The organism is Mycolicibacterium monacense, from assembly GCF_010731575.1.
GTDB lineage: Bacteria > Actinomycetota > Actinomycetes > Mycobacteriales > Mycobacteriaceae > Mycobacterium > Mycobacterium monacense.
Window position 1 is genome coordinate 278795 of record NZ_AP022617.1, and the last position, 17917, is coordinate 296711.

The window sequence follows — 17917 nt, forward strand, 5'->3', positions numbered from 1 at the left end:
CGAGCAAGGAGAACTCCGATGCCCCAGATAACCCCGTCGCTCTGGTTCGACGACGACCTGGAGGAGGCCGTCGCCTTCTACACGTCGATCTTCCCCAACTCCACGGTGGAGAGCCTCAGCCGTTTCACCGAGGCCTGTCCGGGGCCGACCGGTGAGGTGGTGTCGGCGACGTTCGTCCTCGACGGCACCCGGTTCATCGGCATCAACGGCGGACCGCAGTTCCCGTTCACCGAGGCGGTGTCGTTCACCGTGGCCTGCAAGGACCAGGAGGAGGTCGACTACTACTGGGACCGGCTGGTCGACGGCGGCGAGGAGTCGATGTGCGGCTGGCTCAAGGACCGTTTCGGAGTCAGCTGGCAGATCGTGCCCGACCGCCTCACCGAACTGCTCGACGACCCCGATCCGGTGCGCGCGGCGGCCGCGTCGAAGGCGATGCTCGGAATGCGCAAGATCATCATCGCCGAACTGGAGGAGGCCGTCGTCGCCATGTGATCGGGTGGCCTCAGCGGTGCGGTACGTCGCCGACTGACGCCTGCGGCCCGCCACGTAACGTTTGGCGGAAGGCCGGGATGAGGTGATCCCGGGTGCCGCAGAGGAGCAGACATGGCAGACGATGCCCCCGCCCCCGCCCCCGACGGCGAACCGACCGTGACCGTCGACGACGAGACCGCGGTCGACGTCGAGAACCCCGAAAACCCCGAGAACCCCGAGACCTCTGAGGCCGATGAGGCTAATGAGACCGGTGAGGCCGGCCCGGCCGACCGCTCGCCGGTGCGGAAGGCGCTCCTCGCGGGGCTGGCGCTCGTCGTGGTCCTGGCCGCGGTGACCGGCTGGTTCGGCTACCAGGCCTACCGGTCGGACCAGGACACCAAGGAGCGCAACCTGTTCCTCGAGGTGGGCCGCCAGGCCGCACAGAACCTGACCACCATCGACTGGGAGAGGGCCGACGCCGACGTGCAGCGCGTACTCGACGTGGCGACCGGCACCTTCTACGACGACTTCCAGAAGCGGGCCGAACCGTTCCTGCAGGTGGTCAAGGAGGCGAAGTCCAAGTCGGTGGGCACCCTCGGCGAAGCCGGGCTGGAGTCGGTCTCCGGCGACACGGCGGAGGTGCTGGTGGCGGTGACGGTGAAGTCGTCGAACGCCGGCGCGCCGGAGCAGCCCCCGCGCGCGTGGCGGATGCGGCTCACCGTGCAGCGGGTCGACGACCGCGCGAAGGTCTCACAGGTGGAGTTCGTGCAGTGACCGACACCCCGAAAGAGGAGCAGACGACGGTCGAGCAGTTCGAACCCGAGGCGACCGCCGTCGAGGAACCCACTGCCGAGTCGTCGACGGCCGACGAGCCCGCGGCTGCCCCGGCGGTCGCCACGCGCCGCTCGATCCCGTGGGAGCGGGTCTTCGCCTACGGCGTCGTGCCCGCGCTCGCCCTCGTGCTCGCCGTCGCCGGCGGGTACCTGTTCTGGCGGAACTACACCGCCGACGCGGCGGAGCAGGCGCGGGAGGATTCGGTCGCCGCGGCCCGCAGCATCGCGATCTCGATGCTCACCTACGAGCCGCAGTCCGTCGAACAGCAACTCGGGGCCGCCAAAGAGCAGCTCACCGGAACCTTCCGCGACACCTACAGTTCGCTGATCGACACCGTCGTCGTACCGGGTGCCAAGGAGCGACAGATCTCGGCCGTCACCGACGTCCCCGCGGCCGCGTCGGTCAGCGCGGAGCCCGATCACGCGGTGGTGCTGCTGTTCGTCAACCAGACGGTCACCGTCGGCTCGGAACCCCCGACCAATACGGCCTCCAGCGTCCGGGTCACCCTCGACAAGGTCGGCGACCAGTGGCGCGTGTCCGAGTTCCAGCCGATCTGATGACGCCGCGCTGGTTGGATGTGGCGACCCCGGCCGGGCAGCTGCGGGCGCTGGTCTGGGGTCCGGAGGACGGTCCGGTCGCGCTGTGCCTGCACGGCTTCCCCGACACCGCCTACGGATGGCGCAAACTCGCCCCCGCGCTCGCCGCTGCCGGATGGCGGGTGGTGGCGCCGTTCATGCGTGGATACGTGCCGTCGTCCGTCCCGTCCGACCGCAGCTATCACGTCGGGGCGTTGATGGACGACGCCCTGCGCGTGCTCGCCGCGGCGGGGCCGACGGGTCGCGACGTCATCATCGGACACGACTGGGGTGCGATCGCCGGCACCGGTCTGGCCGCGATGCCCGACAGCCCCTTCGAACGGGCGGTCATCATGTCGGTGCCGCCGGCCGCGGCGTTCCGTCCGCTCGGCCGCGTACCGGACAGGTGGCGGCTGGCCGCCGAGCTGCCCCGGCAGATGCTGCGCAGCTGGTACATCTTCTACTTCCAGCTGCCCTGGCTGCCGGACCGGTCCGCGTCATGGGTGGTGCCCTGGCTGTGGCGGCAGTGGTCGCCCGGCTACCACGCCGCCGAGGACCTGCGACACGTCGACGCCGCCATCGGGGTGCGCCGGCGGTGGCGGGCCGCGCTGGGCTACTACCGCGCCACCGTCCGCAACTCGCGGCCACCGGCGCAATACGCCGAACTGCACCGGCACTGGCTGTCGGCGCCGGTGTTGCCGACGCTGTACCTGCACGGCCACGACGACGGCTGCGCCACAGCGAATTTCACCCCCTGGGTGCAACGGGTGCTGCCCGAGGGGAGTGCGGTCGCGGTCGTCGAGCACGCCGGGCACTTCCTGGCGCTCGAACAGCCCGACGTGGTCGGCCGCCACATCGTCGACTTCATCGGGACCGCCCGCTAGGAGCGCTTCATCCCGGGGTGGGCGCGGCCCAGCATCGGCAGCAGCAGGCGCCGCGGCGTGAGGTGGTTGAGCGCCGCGGCGACCCGGTTCGGTGTGCCGGGCACGATGACCGCCCGGCCCGCGGCCAGCCCGTCGAGTCCCACTTTCGCGACCGTGTCCGGGCGCTCCCACAGGAACTTCGGCAACATCTTCTCCGCCTCGTCGTCGGGGATACCCGCCTGCTCGCCGAATCCGGTACGGACCGGTCCGGGACACAGGGTCGCCGCCGAGACGCCGGTACCGCGCAACTCCTCACGCAACGCGTGGGTGTAGGACAGCACGAACGCCTTGGCCGCACCGTAGGTGGCCTGCCCCGGCACCGGGCCGAACGCGCCGACCGAGGCGACGTTGAGCACCGCGCCGCGGCCGCGCGCGACCATGCCGGGAACGAAGCGGCTGCACAGGTCGACCACCGCCGCGACGTCGAGTTCCACCAGCGTCAGCTCGGCGGCGGGATCGGATGCGGCGACGCGGCCGAGGTTCGCCATACCCGCGTTGTTGACCAGGATGTCGACCTCGGCGCCGAGTGCGGCGATCCGGGCGGGCAGCGCGGCGCGCTCATCGGGGCGCGACAGGTCGGTGGGCAGCGCGTGGGCGTGCGGGCCGAGGTCGTCGGCCAGCGCCCGCAACTGATCGCCGCGACGGGCGACCAGCGCCAAACCGTATCCGCGCCTTGCTAATTCGCGGGCGATCTGCTCGCCGATCCCCGACGAGGCGCCGGTGACGAGCGCCACCCCGGTGCTGCTGCTGGCCGGAAGCATGCGGCGAAGCTTAACCTCGGACGCTATGACGGCGCGCCGGCTCGCGGCGGTCGACGCCCAGAACCTGTGGATGTCGGCCAAGATGCCTGACGACCAGTTCCTGGTCTACGGCTTCGCCGGGCTACCCGGAGACCTGCCGGGCACCATCGCCGCGATCCTCGAGCGGGCCCCGTCCTGCGGAGAACTGCGGCTGCGGGTGCGCGACCGGGGTCGGCTGAGGTATCCGGAGTGGGTCGACGGCGGTGTCGACGACGCCCAGGTGCGCACGCATGCGGCCGACGACTGGTCGGAGTGTCTGGCCGCGGTCACGGCGCTGACCGGCGACCAACTCGACGCGCGGACGGCCGCCTGGCGGCTGCATGTCTTCAGCCCCGTGCGGGCGATACCCGGCGTCGAGGGTGCGGGCACCGTGGCGGTGGTGCAGGTGTCGCATGCGCTCGCCGACGGGCTGCGGTCCGCGGCGTTGGCGGCGTGGCTGTTCGGCAGGCCTGCGCCGGTCGACGCGGTGACGGTGGCGCCGTGGGAGTCGGCGACGCTGCCGTTGCGCGCGGTCAGCGCGGCGCGCGCACACCGGCAGCTGATGCGCGACGTGACAGCCGGAACCGTTGCGGCGCAGGCAGGTTCGCGTCCCGCCTTACGCAGCAACGCCCGCCCGGACGGCGCCCGGGACCTGCGCACCGTGGTGCGCCGTCGCGCCGACCTGCCGACAGGCACCGTCACCGTGTCGGTTCTGGCCGCCGTCTCGCGTGCCCTGGCCGACCATCTGCGCGAACTCGGCGACGATCCGTCCACGCTCGGCGCCGAGGTGCCGATGGCGAGTCCGGGTCCGCGACGGGCGCACAACCACTTCGGCAACGTCGGGGTCGGGTTGCACCCGGATCTGCCGCACGCCGAACGCAGTTCCCGCATCGCCGCGGAACTGGCGCGACGCAGACAGCGGGCCGCCCACCCCGCGATGCGGGCGGCCACCCTGGCGTCGGCCGCGGTTCCGGCGCCGCTCATGCGGTGGGGGGTTGCGGCGTTCGACCCGACGGTCCGCTCACCGACGGCGATCGGCAACACCGTCGTGTCGAGTGTCCACCGCGGGGCCGCCGACCTGCACTTCGGCGGGGCGCCGGTGGTGCTGACGACCGGCTGTCCGTCGTTGTCGCCGATGCAGGGCCTGACCCACGGCGTGCACGGAATCGGTGACACCGTCGCGGTCAGCGTGCACGCCGCCGAGTCGGCCGTCGGCGACATCGACGCCTACGTCGACCGGCTGGCGGCCGCGCTGGACCGGCCCGAATAGGCACCCGAATAGGCACAGGGGGGTGGGCGCCGACTTAACAGATGGCCTAGATTCTGTTGCATGACTGCCTACGATGTCGGCGTTCTGATCCTGCGAGTGGTGCTGGGCCTGACCATGGCCGCCCACGGCTACAACAAGTTCTTCGGCGGCGGCCGGATCCCCGGCACCGCCGGCTGGTTCGACAGCATCGGTATGAAGCCGGGCATGTTCCACGCCCGCGTCGCCGCCACCACGGAGATGGCCGCGGGCATCGGCCTGGCCGTCGGCCTGCTGACCCCGGTGCCTGCCGCCGGATTCGTGGCGTTGATGCTGGTCGCCGCGTGGACCGTGCACCGTGCCAACGGCTTCTTCATCGTCAAGGAGGGCTGGGAGTACAACCTCGTCCTCGCCGCCGCGGCCGTCGCCATCCCCGCGATCGGCCCGGGCAAGCTCAGCCTGGACTACGCCCTGTTCCACGGCACCGGCGTATGGGATCTGGTGCAGGGCTGGTGGGGTCTGGTGATCGCGCTGGTCCTCGGCCTCGGCGGTGGCATCGGCCAGCTGGCGATCTTCTACCGCCCGCCGGCCAAGACCGGCGCCTGACGCCAACCCTTCCCCCGGAACTAGAACGCGTTCTAGTCTTTGGGCATGGGATTTCTCAAGCCCGACATGCCCGTCGTCGACTTCGCCGAGTGGAGCAAGGGCACGCGCTCGGAGAAGATCCGGCCGATGGCCCGGCACTGGGCCGAGGTCGGGTTCGGCACCCCCGTGGTGATGCACCTGTTCTACGTGGTGAAGATCCTGCTCTACATCCTCGGCGGCTGGCTGTTCGCACTGGCGACCCACGGTGTCGACGGTTTCACCGACGTGGCGCAGTGGTGGACCGAACCGATCGTGTTCCAGAAGGTCGTGCTGTACACGATGTTGTTCGAGGTGGTCGGCCTCGGCTGTGGATTCGGACCGCTCAACAACCGGTTCTTCCCGCCGATGGGATCGATCCTGTACTGGCTGCGCCCGGGCACCATCCGCCTGCCGCCCTGGCCTGACCGGGTGCCCTTGACGAAGGGCGACACCCGCACGCCCTTCGATGCCGCGTTGTACGGGGCGCTGCTCGTGGTGCTGTTGGTCGCGCTGTTCTCCGACGGCACGGGTCCGGTGCCGGCGCTCGGCACCGAGATCGGCGTCCTGCCGCTGTGGCAGATCTGGACCATCCTGGGACTGCTGGCGGTGCTCGGCCTGCGCGACAAGGTGATCTTCCTGGCCGCCCGCGGCGAGGTCTACGGCTCGTTCACCGTGGCTTTCCTCTTCGTCGGCTACGGCGTCGACATGCTCCTGGCGGCGAAACTCGTCTGCGTCGCGATCTGGATGGGTGCGGCGACCTCGAAGCTCAACAAGCACTTTCCGTTCGTGATCTCGACGATGATGTCGAACAATCCGCTGATCCGGACGAAGTCGCTCAAGCGCAGGTTCTTCGAGAAGTTCCCCGACGACCTGCGACCGGGCCGGGTCTCGAGGGTCATCGCCCACTTCAGCACCGCGATCGAGATGTTGGTGCCTTTGGTGCTGCTGTTCTCCCATGGCGGCTGGCCGACGGCGATCGCCGCCTTCGTCATGTTGGTCTTCCACTTCGGCATCCTGTCGGCGATCCCGATGGGGGTCCCACTGGAGTGGAACGTCTTCATGATGTTCTGCGTCATCACGCTCTTCGTCGGCCACGCCGATCTCGGTCTGGCCGAGCTGAGCACACCGCTGCCGGTGGTGCTGTTCGCCGTTCTGGCGCTCACCGTGGCGCTCGGAAACCTGTTCCCGCGCAAGATCTCCTTCCTGCCCGGTATGCGGTACTACGCCGGCAACTGGGACACCACGTGGTGGTGCATCAAACCGTCGGCGAACGAGAAGATCGAGCGCGGACTCGTGGCGATCGCGAGCATGCCCGCCTCCCAGCTCGAGAAGGTCTACGGCAGCCCGGAACAGGCGATGATCTATCTGTACAAGGGATATGCGTTCCGCGGCTTCAACTCTCACGGCAAGGCGTTGTTGACGCTGGTGCACAACGCGCTCGCCGGCCGCAACGAGGACGACTACGTCATCACCGAGGGTGAACGGTTGTGCAGCACCGCCGTCGGCTGGAACTTCGGCGACGGCCACATGCACAACGAGCAGTTGATCGCGGCGATGCAGCGGCGCTGTCAGTTCGAACCGGGTGAGGTGCGTGTCATCCTCCTCGACGCGCAACCCATTCACCGGCAGCGACAGGAGTACCGGTTGGTCGACGCCGCCCCCGGCGAATTCGAGCGCGGCTACGTGAACGTGTCCGACATGGTGACCGGACAGCCGTGGACCGACGACATCCCGGTGCACGTGACGTGGCGGCGGGACGGCGACGATGCGCCGAGACTGCGGTCAGATCGCGAATCGGCGCAATGACGTGATCTCCCAGCAGTTTCGGCGAGCCGCTAGCCCATGACGTCGCGGACCTTGACATCCTCCAGGCCCTGAAGCAGCAGTGCGCGTGCGGTGTCGAGGTGTTTACGCCAGTGCGCCTCGGCCGCGGCGCCGTCCCCGGACCGCATCAACTGCAGCAGCCGGCGGTAGGAGCGCATCAGCTTCTCGTAGTCGGCCTTCGACGGCGGATTGCTCTCCTTCATCGCGAACGCGGTGTGGCGCACCGTGATCTCGTGCAGCATGCCCGCCATGATGGTCAGCGTGGCGTTGCCCGAGAGTTCGACCATGCGGCGGTGGAAGTCGCCGGTCGTCTCGGCGAGCCGGCCCGACTGCCAGCTGTGCGCGACCTGTTCGTCGAGGGTCTGCTCGAGTTCGTCGAAGGCGGCGGTGTCGCCGGATTCGGTGAGCAGCCGCACCGCCATCGGCTCGATGCCGGAGCGGGCGGTCATCACGTCGGCGATCGTCGCGCCGGACAGTTCCAGCAGCAGACCCGCCGGGCGGGCGACGATCTCCGGACCGGGCACCCGCACGCGGGCGCCGGTGCGCGAACCGCGGCGCACCTCGACGAGGCGCTCGGATTCGAGGACCCGCACGGCCTCGCGCAGTGTCGGCCTGCTGACGCCGAAGTGGGCCATCAGCTCGGCTTCGTTGGGCAGGAAGTCGCCCTCTTTGAGCTTGCCGTCGACCACCATGCGGCGCAGGGTGCCGGCGACCAGTTCCGCGGTCTTGGGGGAGCGGACAGCGGTCGTCGAAGGGCTCGCCCCGATCATGGGGGCCAGCGGTGTCGTTCGAGCCACCTGATCTCCCGGGTCCGCGCCACGCCGGCCGACGGCCAGCTGTACAACTCAGTAAACCATCTGAGGGGGGTCCACAGCCGGAGGCTGACCCCACCAACCAGTAGGTTGACCTAGTAAACCTTGTCCTCTACCGTCGTGTCCAAGTGTGTGGAGCGGTATCCGACTTCGAAGGAGAAGTGTCATGGCTGAAGCCGTCATCGTCGAGGCTGTACGGTCGCCCGTCGGCAAGCGCAACGGCGGTCTGTCGGGGGTGCACCCGGCCGAACTGTCCGCTCAGGTGCTCAACGGCCTGGTGGAGCGCGCCGGGGTGGACCCCGCGCTGGTCGACGATGTCATCTGGGGCTGCGTCATGCAGGCCGGTGAGCAGGCGCTCGACATCGCCCGCACCGCGGTGCTGTCCGCAGGCTGGCCCGAGACCGTCCCCGGTGTGACCGTGGACCGCCAGTGCGGTTCCAGCCAGCAGTCGCTGCACTTCGCCGTCGCCGGCGTGGTGGCGGGTCACTACGACGTGGTCGTCGCCGGCGGCGTCGAGTCGATGTCGCGGACCCCGATGGGTTCCTCGCTGGCCAACGGCGGAAACCCGTACGGCGAGTCGTTCAAGGCCCGCTACAGCCAGACCCCGAACCAGGGCGTCGGCGCCGAGATGATCGCCGAGCAGTGGGGCTTCAGCCGCACCGAGCTCGACGAGTTCTCCCTGCGTTCGCATGAGAAGGCCGCCGCCGCACAGGATTCCGGTGCCTTCAAGGACCAGATCGTCGGCATCGAGACCAAGGACGCGGACGGCAACGACACCGTCGTGCTCGAGGACGGCGGTATCCGCCGCGGCGGCACCGTCGAGTCGATGGCCAAGATCAAGCCCGCGTTCCGTGAGGACGGCGTGATCCACGCCGGCAACTCCAGCCAGATCTCCGACGGTTCGGCCGCGCTGCTGATCATGTCGGCGGAGAAGGCCAAGGACCTCGGCCTCAAGCCATTGGCCAAGGTGCACACCGCGGTGCTCGCCGGCGCCGACCCGGTCATCATGCTGACCGCGCCGATCCCGGCCACCCAGAAGGCGCTGAAGAAGTCGGGTCTGAGCCTCGACCAGATCGGCGCGTTCGAGGTCAACGAGGCCTTCGCGCCGGTGCCGATGGCCTGGCTGAAGGACATCGGGGCCGACGAGTCCAAGCTCAACCCCAACGGAGGCGCGATCGCGCTCGGCCACCCGCTCGGTGGCTCCGGTGCGCGAATCCTGACGACGCTGCTGTACCACATGCGCGACAACAACATTCAGTACGGCCTGCAGACGATGTGCGAGGGCGGCGGCCAGGCCAACGCGACCATCCTCGAACTGCTGTGACCGAAACGGCAACCGCCCCCGGCGCTCTCACCGAGCGCCGGGGGAACGTGCTGATCATCACGATCAACCGCCCCGAGGCCCGCCACGCCGTCAACGCGTCGGTGTCCATCGGCGTGGGCGACGCCCTGCAGGCCGCGCAGGAGGATCCGGAGATCCGGGCCGTCATCCTGACCGGCGCCGGAGACAAGTCCTTCTGTGCCGGAGCCGATCTCAAGGCGATCTCACGCGGTGAGAACCTGTTCCACCCCGAGCATTCGGAGTGGGGCTTCGCCGGGTACGTGCGGCACTTCATCGACAAGCCGACGATCGCCGCGGTCAACGGCACAGCACTGGGCGGCGGCACCGAACTCGCGCTGGCCAGCGATCTGGTGGTGGCCGAGGAACGTGCGAAATTCGGTCTGCCCGAGGTGAAACGGGGCCTGATCGCCGGTGCCGGCGGCGTATTCCGCATCGTCGAGCAGCTCCCTCGCAAGGTCGCGCTCGAGCTGATCTACACCGGTGAGCCGATCAGTGCGGCCGATGCGCTGCGCTGGGGTCTGATCAACGATGTGGTGCCCGACGGCACCGTGGTGGACGCCGCGCTCAAACTCGCCGAGCGGATCACCTGCAACGCGCCGCTGGCCGTGCAGGCCAGCAAGCGGGTGTCCTATGGCGCCGTCGACGGTGTGGTCGGCAGCGACGAGCCGTTCTGGAAGCAGACGTTCAGCGAGTTCTCGACGCTGCTGAAGACCGAGGACGCCATGGAAGGACCGCTGGCATTCGCGCAGAAGCGCGAGCCGGTCTGGAAGGCGAAGTAAGCCAAGTACGACAAGACGTTAGGAACAGAAGATGAAGCGAACGATCTACGAAGCGGAGCACGAAGCCTTCCGCCAGACCGTCAAGGATTACATCGAGCGTGAGCTCGTGCCCAACTCGGAGAAGTGGGAGACCGAGCGTCTGGTCGACCGGTCCGCGTACACCGCGGCCGGCAAGTACGGGCTCATCGGCTTCAACATGCCCGAGGAGTTCGGCGGCGGTGGCTCGGATGACTTCCGGTTCAACGCGATCATCGACGAGGAGATCGCCAAGGCCGGTGTGCACGGTCCGGCGCTGAGCCTGCACAACGACGTCGTCGCCCCGTACTTCAACGAGCTGACCAACGACGAGCAGAAGCAGCGCTGGATGCCCGGCATCACCAGCGGCGAGCTGATCATCGCGATCGCGATGACCGAGCCCGGCGCCGGCAGCGACCTGGCGGGCATCCGCACCTCGGCGGTGCGCGACGGTGACGATTGGATCATCAACGGGTCCAAGACGTTCATCTCCTCGGGCATCAACTGCGACCTGTGCGTCGTGGTTGCGCGCACCGATCCGGAAGCCGGCCACAAGGGCTTCACCCTGTTCGTGGTGGAGCGCGGCATGGAGGGCTTCACCCGGGGCCGCAAGCTCGACAAGATGGGCCTGCACAGCCAGGACACCTCCGAGCTGCACTTCGAGAACGTCCGGGTGCCCAACGCCAACCTGCTCGGCAAGGAAGGTCGCGGCTTCTACCACCTGATGACCAACCTGCCTTCGGAGCGGCTGTCGATCGCCATCTCGGCGATCGCCGGTGCCCGCGCGGTGTTCGACGAGACGCTGCAGTACTGCAAGGACCGCAAGGCCTTCGGTCAGCCGATCGGCAGCTTCCAGCACAACCGTTTCCTGCTCGCCGAGATGGAAACCGAGCTGGACGTCACCGAGAACTACATCGACCGCTGCCTGCAGGGCGTGGTCGACGGTGAGCTGACCGCCGTCGAGGCGGCCAAGGCCAAGTGGTGGGCGACCGAGACCGCCAAGAAGATCGTCGACAACTGCGTGCAGCTGCACGGCGGCTACGGCTACATGCTGGAGTACCGCGTGGCACGCGCCTACGTCGACGGCCGCATCCAGACGATCTTCGGTGGCACCACCGAGATCATGAAGGAGATCATCGGCCGCGACCTGGGCGTCTGACTCCGCCCAGCAGACACAGAATCGCCCCTTTTCCTCGGAAAAGGGGCGATTCTGTACGGGGCGCCTCCCGCTTGCGGGGGACTGCTGGGCTGTAACTCAGCCGATCGGCGCGTCCGCGGCGGGGATGTCGGCCGCCGCGGCCGGGGTCTGCTCGGCCGGCAGCGGGGTGGGCTCCGTCGTCGGCGTGCTCTCCGTCGACGAGGTGGTCGCCGTCGTCGAGGTGCCGGACGGGCTGACCGCATCCGGCGCGGCCGCCGGGTCGAGCACGGTGTCGATCAGGTAGATGCGGGCGTTCTGGGCCGCGATGCCGCCGCAGATCACCTTGGCGGTGTCGTTGACCTTGATGTCGCCGTTGGTGCCCACGACCTTGATGTCGGCGCCCTGCTGGGTGGCGCGCTGACCCTTCACGTCGGCCGGGCCGAGCAGGCCGAGGAACACGTGGTAGTAGTCCAGGTCGGTCAACGCGGCCGGGTTGGACTTGAGCGCCTCGAGCTGCTCCGGCGGGAGCTTCGCGAACGCCTCGTCGGTCGGGGCGAACACGACGTACGGCCCGTTGTCGAGCACCGAGGCGACGTTCACGGCGGGGTTGAGCCCACCGGAGACCGCGGCGCTGAAGGTGCTGATGTCCGGGATCTGGGCGAGCACCTGGCTGACCGGCTGGTTGACGAAGGTCTTCCAGTTCGGTACCTCGGCGCGGAAGGGATCACAGTCGCCCTCGAGGTTGGGCAGCGGGGTTTCCACCGTCGCCGGCTCGGCGTTGGCGGTGACCGAAAGGGGCAGCGACACGGCGATGGCGGCGATGCCCACGGCTGCGCCCAGGGTCCTGGTACGGGTCTTCACGATCGGCTCCTCAGCTCGTCAGGACGCCTGCCGATGGGCGGCGTCGGGCCGGCTACCTATGCGGCGCCGTCTCGGATCGTAAGGGCACGAATTGGTCACGGCCAACTCGGACCCTTGCCGCGGAGCCGTCGGAACGGCGGTGACCTGCGGTGATGAGGTTTGTAACGTTGGTTGTCTCACAGTTCCGTCCGCCCCCTACGATGACGCCATGCCGGAACCGCTGATTGTCGCCGTGGGCGAGCACGCACCCGAACTGCACGACACCGCATGGGTGGCGCCGAACGCCGCCGTGATCGGCCGGGTGAAACTGTCCGCCAAGGCCAGCGTCTGGTACGGCGCCACCCTGCGCGCCGAGGCCGAGCCCATCGAGATCGGCGCCGGCAGCAACATCCAGGACGGGGTCACCATGCACGTCGACCCGGGTTTCCCCGCCTCCGTCGGCGCCAACGTCAGCGTCGGGCACAACGCGGTGCTGCACGGATGCACGATCGAGGACGACTGCCTGATCGGCATGGGCGCCGTCGTCCTCAACGGAGCCCGCATCGGTCGCGGTTCGTTGGTCGCCGCCGGGGCGGTGGTCGCCCAGGGTGTCGAGGTTCCGCCCGGATCACTCGTCGCCGGCGTGCCGGGCAAGGTTCGGCGCGAACTCAGCGAGGCGGAGGTCGACGGCAACCGCACCAACGCCACGCTCTATCAGCACCTGGTGGACATGCACCGCTAACCCGCCACCGGCGGATCGAGCAGTGCGAAACCTTCCTGCCTGCGGTACGGGAAGTAGGGATACGGCGCCTCCCGGGCGCTGACCGCGTCCAGCCGGGCGATCTGCTCGTCGTCGAGTCGCCAGCCGACGGCGCCCAGGTTCTCGCGCAGCTGTTCCTCGTTGCGGGCTCCGATGATCACCGAGGCGACGGTCGGCCGCCGCAGGAGCCAGTTGAGCGCGATCTGCGCCACGGTGCGTCCGGTCTCCGCGGCGATGTCGTCGAGGGTGTCGACGACGGAGTAGAGGCGATCCTCGTCGACGGGCGGACCCGCGTCAGCGGTCGCGTGCAGGCGGCTGCGCTCGGGCAGCGGTCGTCCGCGCCGGATCCGGCCGGTGAGCCGTCCCCAGCCCAGCGGACTCCACACCAGCGCGCCGACGCCCTCGGCAAGGCCCAGCGGCATGAGTTCCCATTCGTAATCCCGCCCGACGAGCGAGTAGTAGACCTGATGGGCGATGTGGCGGGTGCGGTGCGCGCCGTCGGCGACCGCCAGCGATTTCATCAGCTGCCATCCGGAGAAGTTCGACACGCCGGTGTAGCGCACCTTGCCCTGCGTGACCAGCGTGTCGAGGGTCGCCACGACTTCCTCGATCGGCGTCCCCGCGTCGTAGCCGTGCAGTTGGAACAGGTCGATGCGATCGGTCCGCAACCGCCGCAGCGCATCCTCGACCGCACGCAGCAACCGGGCGCGTGAGGTGCCCCACCCGGTCGAGGTGGGCAGCGCGGCCTTGGTGGAGATGAGCACCCGGTCGCGCCGGCCGCGTAGGGCTTCGCCGAGCACCTCCTCCGAGGCGCCGTCGGAGTACACGTCCGCGGTGTCGAACAGCGTGACACCGGCCTCCAGGCAGATGTCCACGATGCGACGCGCGCCCTCGACGCCGGTATCGCCCCAGGCGCCGAAGAAGTCGCCGACCCCGCCGAATGTCGCTGCGCCGAAACTGATCTCCGACACCGTCAGACCCGATTCGCCAACCCGTCGATACTCCATGAATCCTCCTTAATGAAACGATTGTCTCGATAGAGCCGCAACGAGTCTTGATGGGAATCCATTCCCGTTAGGGTGGTGGGGTGACGGAGCTGGCGGTGCGGCGACCCGGCGGACGCACCGCGGCGGTGCGCGCCGCCGTGCTGCGGGCCGCCGAAGACCTTCTCGTCGAGGGTGGTCTGCACGCGCTGGAGTTGACCGCGGTGGCGGAGCGGGCGGGGGTCGGCAAGTCGACCGTCTACCGCCGCTGGTCGACCGTGCCGGTCCTCGTCGCCGACGTGTTGCACGAGATGGCCGAACAGTCCGTGTCTCGGGCCCGTACCGGCACGCTGCGCGGCGATCTGCGGGCCAATGCCCGCCTCGTGCGACGCACGCTGACCGATCCCCGCCAGGGCCGGCTCTTCGGCGCCGTCATCGCCGCAGCGACCTACGACCCGCGGACGGCGCAGGCCCTCGAGCGGTTCTACGACCGCCGCGTCGCGGAGTGGTCCGCATGCGTCACCGATGCGGTGGCCCGCGGGGAGGCGCCGACGCGCACCGACGGCGCAGCCGTCATCCGCCACCTGTCCGCGCCGCTGTACTACCAGTTCCTCACGACCACGACACCGTTGAGCACGCGCGACGCCGACCGGGCCGTGGCGGCCACCGTTGCCGCCGTTGCCGCCGGTGTGTTCGTCGTCAGCAAACGGAGACCGGGGGGTTCCCGTTCGCCCGACCTGGGTACCTAGACACGGTGAAAAACGTGCGAGTCCTGGTCACCGGCGCCACGGGATATGTGGGATCCCGCCTGGTCAGCGCCCTGGTCGACGTCGGCGCCGACGTAGTGGTCGCGAGCCGGACCCCCGACCGGCTGCGCTCCTTCGGGTGGTACGACGATGTGACCTCGGTCGCACTCGATGCCCAGCAACCCCAGTCGGTCAAGCAGGCGCTCGCCGACGCGGGACCCGTCGACGTCATCTACTACCTGGTGCACGCGATCGGTCAACCGGACTTCCGCGACACCGACAACCGCGCCGCCACCAACGTCGCCGAAGCCGCCCGGGAGGCCGGCGTCAAACGGATCGTCTACCTCGGCGGCTTCGTCCCCACCGACGAGACGCTCTCCGAGCATCTGGCCGGGCGTGCCGAGGTCGCCGAGGCGCTCACCGTCCCGGGCGGTCCCGACGTCGTGTGGCTGGGGGCGGCGATCATCATCGGCGCGGGGTCCACGTCGTTCGAGATGCTGCGCTACGTCGCCGACCGCTTCCTGGTGCTGCCCATGCCCAAGTGGGCGGCCCACCCGATCGACCCGATCTCGATCCGCGACGCCCTGCACTACCTGGTGGCGGCCGCTGACATCGACAAGGTGCCCGCGGGCGCCTACGACATCCACGGCCCGGACACCACCACCTACGGGGAGCTGCTGCAGAAGTACGCCCGGCTGGCCGGCAGGTGGCGCGCCCCGCTGCCCGTGCGCGGCATCGACACGTCGGTGGTCGCGCAGCTGAGCGGGCTGGTGCTGCCTGTGCCCGGCGGGCTGGCCGGCGACCTCATCGAGAGCCTCGACCACCCGATGACCGCGTCAAAGGAGGGGCTGCGCGACTTCGTCGAGGATCCGGCGGGCGGGTTGACCGGAATCGACGAGGCGATCCGGCGTTCCCTGTCCCCGCAACGCCCGCGACCGGTCAACCGGCTGGTCGACGTGCACCACCTCGCCGACACCGATCCGGACTGGGCCGGCGGCGACAACGAACGCATCACGCGGCTGGTGCGGACCGTCACCCCGCCCATCGCCCGGCCGGCGCTCGGACTGCTCTGTCTGGTCCCCGGACCGGTGGCGGCCGCGATGCGCACCGGCCTGGACACCCTCGTCAACCTGGTACCGAAAGGGAATTCGGCATGACCGAAACCGACCGATCGTCACCGACCCCCGCGCCGTGCGACGAACGGACCGGTTTTCTCCGGGAGGCACGCGGCGTCGTGATGAGCGTCGCCGCCCCGGCCGGTGAGTGGCCGGCGGTGATCCGTCGCCGCCGGATCATCGTCGCGATCTTCGTCGTGATCGGCTTCGGTCTGCTCGGCTACTCGCTGTCGATCCCGCCGGGGGACCCCGACTTCTACTGGTTCACCGCGGGACTCGCCGTCTTCTGGACCGCGGGCGCGTTCCTCTCCGGCCCACTTCACCTGGGCCGAATCTGTTATCGGAGTCGCAACCAGCGGCCGGTGATCACCGGCACCGTCGTCGGGTTGGCGCTCGGCGGTGCGTTCGTGGTGGCGGCCCTGGTGGCCCGGGAGATCCCTTTGATGGCCGAGTACGCCGTGCGGGTGCTCGAACACGCCAACCAGGGGGCGCTGTGGTTGGTCGTCGTGATCACCGTGGTCAACGGCCTGGCCGAGGAGCTGTTCTTCCGCGGCGCGCTGTACACCTCACTGGGCAACCGCTGGAACGGGTGGTGGGCGGTGCTCTGGTCGACGGCGGTGTACGTCGTGGTGACGGGTGTGAGCACGCAGAACTTCATGCTGGCCATCGCGGCGATCGTGCTCGGCACCGTGTGCGCGCTCGAACGCCGTGCGACCGGGGGAGTGCTCGCACCCATGCTCACCCACTTCTTCTGGGGCCTGGTCATGGTGCTCGCACTGCCCCCGATCTTCGGGGTCTGACCCCTCAACCGAGGGGATGGGCGATTTCGTCGCGCGGCATCCGCGCTGCCGTCACCGCAACCGCGGCGAGCAGCACCGGCGCGATACCCGCGACCATGAAGATGGTCTCCATCGACACGACCTTCGACAGCGGGCCGACGATCGCGAACGAAACCGGCATGAACGCCAGCGAGACGAAGAAGTCCAGACTGGAGACCCGGCCGAGCATGTCGGTCGGCACCCGGCGCTGCAGCAGCGTCCCCCAGATCACCATGCCGGCACCGTCGGTCACCCCGATCGCGAAGGTGGCCGCGGCCATCACCGGGAACGACGACGTCGTCCCGACGACGACGAGCGGGATCGAGCCCGCCCCCCACATCGTCATCATGACGGTGAGGTAGCGCCGCGGCATCCGCACCGACGAGACGGCAAGGGCGCCAAGCGCACTGCCGACGCCGAAGAACGCGAGGATGAATCCGTAGGCGCGTGCGCCGTCGGCGAAGCGCTGCTGGGCGATGAACGGCAGCAGCACCTCGATCGGTCCGAGCACGACGAGGACGAACATGCTGGCGAACAGCAGCGTCGACAGCAGCCACGGGGTGCGGAGCACGAACCGGAAACCGTCGCGCAGGTCGTGCAGGACACGTGTGCTCGCGGCCTTCGGCCTGGCGTGCGCCGGGCGCGTCGCGACCAACAGGAGCAGGCCGAGCCCGAACAGGGCGGCGACCACGAGTGCCCCGACCGAGGGCAGCGTGGCGCCGACCACCATGCCGGCGACCGCGGGTCCCACCGACCGCTGGAACACCGGCCGCACCACACCCTCGACGCCGTTGGCGGCGAGCAGCGCTTCGGCGGGCAGGATGCGCGGGAGGATCGCGCTGTAGGCGGGGAAGAAGAACGCGGCGGCGATGCCGAGGACCCCGGCGGCGACGGCCAGATGCCAAATGCGAAGGGCGTCAATCAATCCCAGTGTGGCGACGATGCCGACGGTCAGGAAGTTCACCGCTTCGACGACGATGATGATGGCGCGCTGGCTGAAGCGGTCGGCGGCCAGCCCGCCGACGAGGACGAACGCCACCAAGCCGGCGCCGAGGCAGGTGGCGACCAGCGACAGCGCGGCGGGGTCGTTGTCGAGGGCGATGACCTGCAGCGCCATCACGACCGTCCACATGCCCTCGGCGAAGATCGACAGCGAGACCGCCGCCATCAACAGCCGGTACTCGCGGACGGCGAACGGGGCGAGCACGCGCCATCGACCGGCGCCACGCGCTGGCTTCTGGTCGAGGGTCGGCGTACTCATCTCTCGATGGTCGTCGACGGAGTCGGCCTCAG

Annotated in this window: 19 protein-coding genes; 14 read left to right on the forward strand and 5 right to left on the reverse strand. The window is 69.3% G+C overall.

Features of this window, described 5'->3' with window-relative positions; all coding sequences use genetic code 11:
• The first annotated feature begins 18 nt into the window (after positions 1 to 18).
• From G6N49_RS01370 to G6N49_RS01385, 4 genes are all read left to right on the forward strand, one after another.
• Entirely contained in the window at positions 19 to 492 is a 474-nt protein-coding gene (locus G6N49_RS01370; protein WP_083045215.1) for a VOC family protein, read from the forward strand.
• A gap of 111 nt (positions 493 to 603) precedes the next feature.
• Positions 604 to 1245 carry an Rv1363c family protein gene (locus G6N49_RS01375; RefSeq protein ID WP_083045214.1) on the forward strand — a complete coding sequence of 214 codons (642 nt, stop codon included), beginning with the start codon at positions 604 to 606 and terminating at the stop codon, positions 1243 to 1245.
• A complete protein-coding gene (locus G6N49_RS01380) occupies positions 1242 to 1862 on the forward strand; it encodes a hypothetical protein (protein WP_064915687.1) in 621 nt (206 codons plus the stop codon). Before G6N49_RS01375 ends, G6N49_RS01380 begins: the two co-directional genes overlap by 4 nt.
• On the forward strand, positions 1862 to 2764 hold the full coding sequence (locus G6N49_RS01385) for an alpha/beta fold hydrolase (RefSeq protein WP_011561464.1): 903 nt from the start codon (positions 1862 to 1864) through the stop codon (positions 2762 to 2764). Before G6N49_RS01380 ends, G6N49_RS01385 begins: the two co-directional genes overlap by 1 nt.
• Here the strand turns inward: G6N49_RS01385 and G6N49_RS01390 are convergent.
• Positions 2761 to 3564: an SDR family NAD(P)-dependent oxidoreductase gene (locus G6N49_RS01390; protein WP_083045213.1), complete on the reverse strand. Its 804-nt coding sequence runs from the start codon at positions 3562 to 3564 to the stop codon at positions 2761 to 2763. The two genes, G6N49_RS01385 and G6N49_RS01390, sit on opposite strands and share 4 nt — an antisense overlap.
• A 25-nt stretch (positions 3565 to 3589) precedes the next feature.
• On the opposite strand from G6N49_RS01390, the gene G6N49_RS01395 reads away from it, so the two are divergent.
• The 3 genes from G6N49_RS01395 to G6N49_RS01405 are packed head-to-tail and all read left to right on the forward strand — an operon-like array spanning position 3590 to position 7258.
• Positions 3590 to 4852, forward strand: coding sequence for a WS/DGAT domain-containing protein (locus tag G6N49_RS01395; protein ID WP_083045212.1), 1263 nt, complete (start codon positions 3590 to 3592; stop codon positions 4850 to 4852).
• A gap of 60 nt (positions 4853 to 4912) precedes the next feature.
• Complete coding sequence (locus G6N49_RS01400; RefSeq protein ID WP_011856666.1) at positions 4913 to 5434, forward strand: DoxX family protein; 522 nt, start codon at positions 4913 to 4915, stop codon at positions 5432 to 5434.
• A 45-nt stretch (positions 5435 to 5479) separates the two neighbouring features.
• Positions 5480 to 7258 carry a DUF3556 domain-containing protein gene (locus G6N49_RS01405; protein WP_083045211.1) on the forward strand — a complete coding sequence of 593 codons (1779 nt, stop codon included), beginning with the start codon at positions 5480 to 5482 and terminating at the stop codon, positions 7256 to 7258.
• 29 nt (positions 7259 to 7287) lie between these two features.
• On the opposite strand, the gene G6N49_RS01410 is transcribed toward G6N49_RS01405, so the two are convergent.
• On the reverse strand, positions 7288 to 8073 hold the full coding sequence (locus G6N49_RS01410; RefSeq protein ID WP_011561459.1) for a FadR/GntR family transcriptional regulator: 786 nt from the start codon (positions 8071 to 8073) through the stop codon (positions 7288 to 7290).
• 181 nt (positions 8074 to 8254) lie between these two features.
• On the opposite strand from G6N49_RS01410, the gene G6N49_RS01415 reads away from it, so the two are divergent.
• Genes G6N49_RS01415 through G6N49_RS01425 form a run of 3 tightly spaced genes read left to right on the forward strand, consistent with a single transcriptional unit; the run spans position 8255 to position 11383 of the window.
• Positions 8255 to 9412, forward strand: coding sequence for a thiolase family protein (locus G6N49_RS01415; protein WP_011856664.1), 1158 nt, complete (start codon positions 8255 to 8257; stop codon positions 9410 to 9412).
• Complete coding sequence (locus G6N49_RS01420; protein ID WP_179967716.1) at positions 9409 to 10209, forward strand: crotonase/enoyl-CoA hydratase family protein; 801 nt, start codon at positions 9409 to 9411, stop codon at positions 10207 to 10209. The genes G6N49_RS01415 and G6N49_RS01420 overlap by 4 nt, the downstream gene beginning before the upstream one ends.
• Positions 10210 to 10240: 31 nt before the next feature.
• A complete protein-coding gene (locus G6N49_RS01425; protein WP_011561456.1) occupies positions 10241 to 11383 on the forward strand; it encodes an acyl-CoA dehydrogenase family protein in 1143 nt (380 codons plus the stop codon).
• 96 nt (positions 11384 to 11479) lie between these two features.
• Here G6N49_RS01425 and G6N49_RS01430 read toward each other — a convergent pair whose 3' ends face one another.
• On the reverse strand, positions 11480 to 12223 hold the full coding sequence (locus G6N49_RS01430) for a fasciclin domain-containing protein (protein WP_083045210.1): 744 nt from the start codon (positions 12221 to 12223) through the stop codon (positions 11480 to 11482).
• Between the two features lie 208 nt (positions 12224 to 12431).
• Here G6N49_RS01430 and G6N49_RS01435 point away from each other — a divergent pair, with 208 nt between their 5' ends.
• Positions 12432 to 12944, forward strand: coding sequence for a gamma carbonic anhydrase family protein (locus tag G6N49_RS01435; RefSeq protein WP_011561454.1), 513 nt, complete (start codon positions 12432 to 12434; stop codon positions 12942 to 12944).
• Here G6N49_RS01435 and G6N49_RS01440 read toward each other — a convergent pair.
• Positions 12941 to 13969 carry an aldo/keto reductase gene (locus tag G6N49_RS01440; RefSeq protein WP_083045209.1) on the reverse strand — a complete coding sequence of 343 codons (1029 nt, stop codon included), beginning with the start codon at positions 13967 to 13969 and terminating at the stop codon, positions 12941 to 12943. The two genes, G6N49_RS01435 and G6N49_RS01440, sit on opposite strands and share 4 nt — an antisense overlap.
• Positions 13970 to 14049: 80 nt before the next feature.
• Between G6N49_RS01440 and G6N49_RS01445 the strand changes: the two genes are divergently transcribed.
• The 3 genes from G6N49_RS01445 to G6N49_RS01455 are packed head-to-tail and all read left to right on the forward strand — an operon-like array spanning position 14050 to position 16606.
• On the forward strand, positions 14050 to 14694 hold the full coding sequence (locus G6N49_RS01445) for a TetR/AcrR family transcriptional regulator (protein WP_083045208.1): 645 nt from the start codon (positions 14050 to 14052) through the stop codon (positions 14692 to 14694).
• Positions 14695 to 14699: 5 nt separating this feature from the next.
• Positions 14700 to 15848 (forward strand): NAD(P)H-binding protein, encoded by a 1149-nt coding sequence (locus tag G6N49_RS01450; RefSeq protein ID WP_083045207.1) that lies wholly within the window; start codon positions 14700 to 14702, stop codon positions 15846 to 15848.
• Entirely contained in the window at positions 15845 to 16606 is a 762-nt protein-coding gene (locus G6N49_RS01455; protein WP_011768346.1) for a CPBP family intramembrane glutamic endopeptidase, read from the forward strand. The genes G6N49_RS01450 and G6N49_RS01455 overlap by 4 nt, the downstream gene beginning before the upstream one ends.
• A 4-nt stretch (positions 16607 to 16610) precedes the next feature.
• Here G6N49_RS01455 and tet(V) read toward each other — a convergent pair whose 3' ends face one another.
• Positions 16611 to 17885, reverse strand: coding sequence for a tetracycline efflux MFS transporter Tet(V) (gene tet(V), locus G6N49_RS01460; protein WP_083045206.1), 1275 nt, complete (start codon positions 17883 to 17885; stop codon positions 16611 to 16613).
• Positions 17886 to 17917 lie beyond the last annotated feature (32 nt).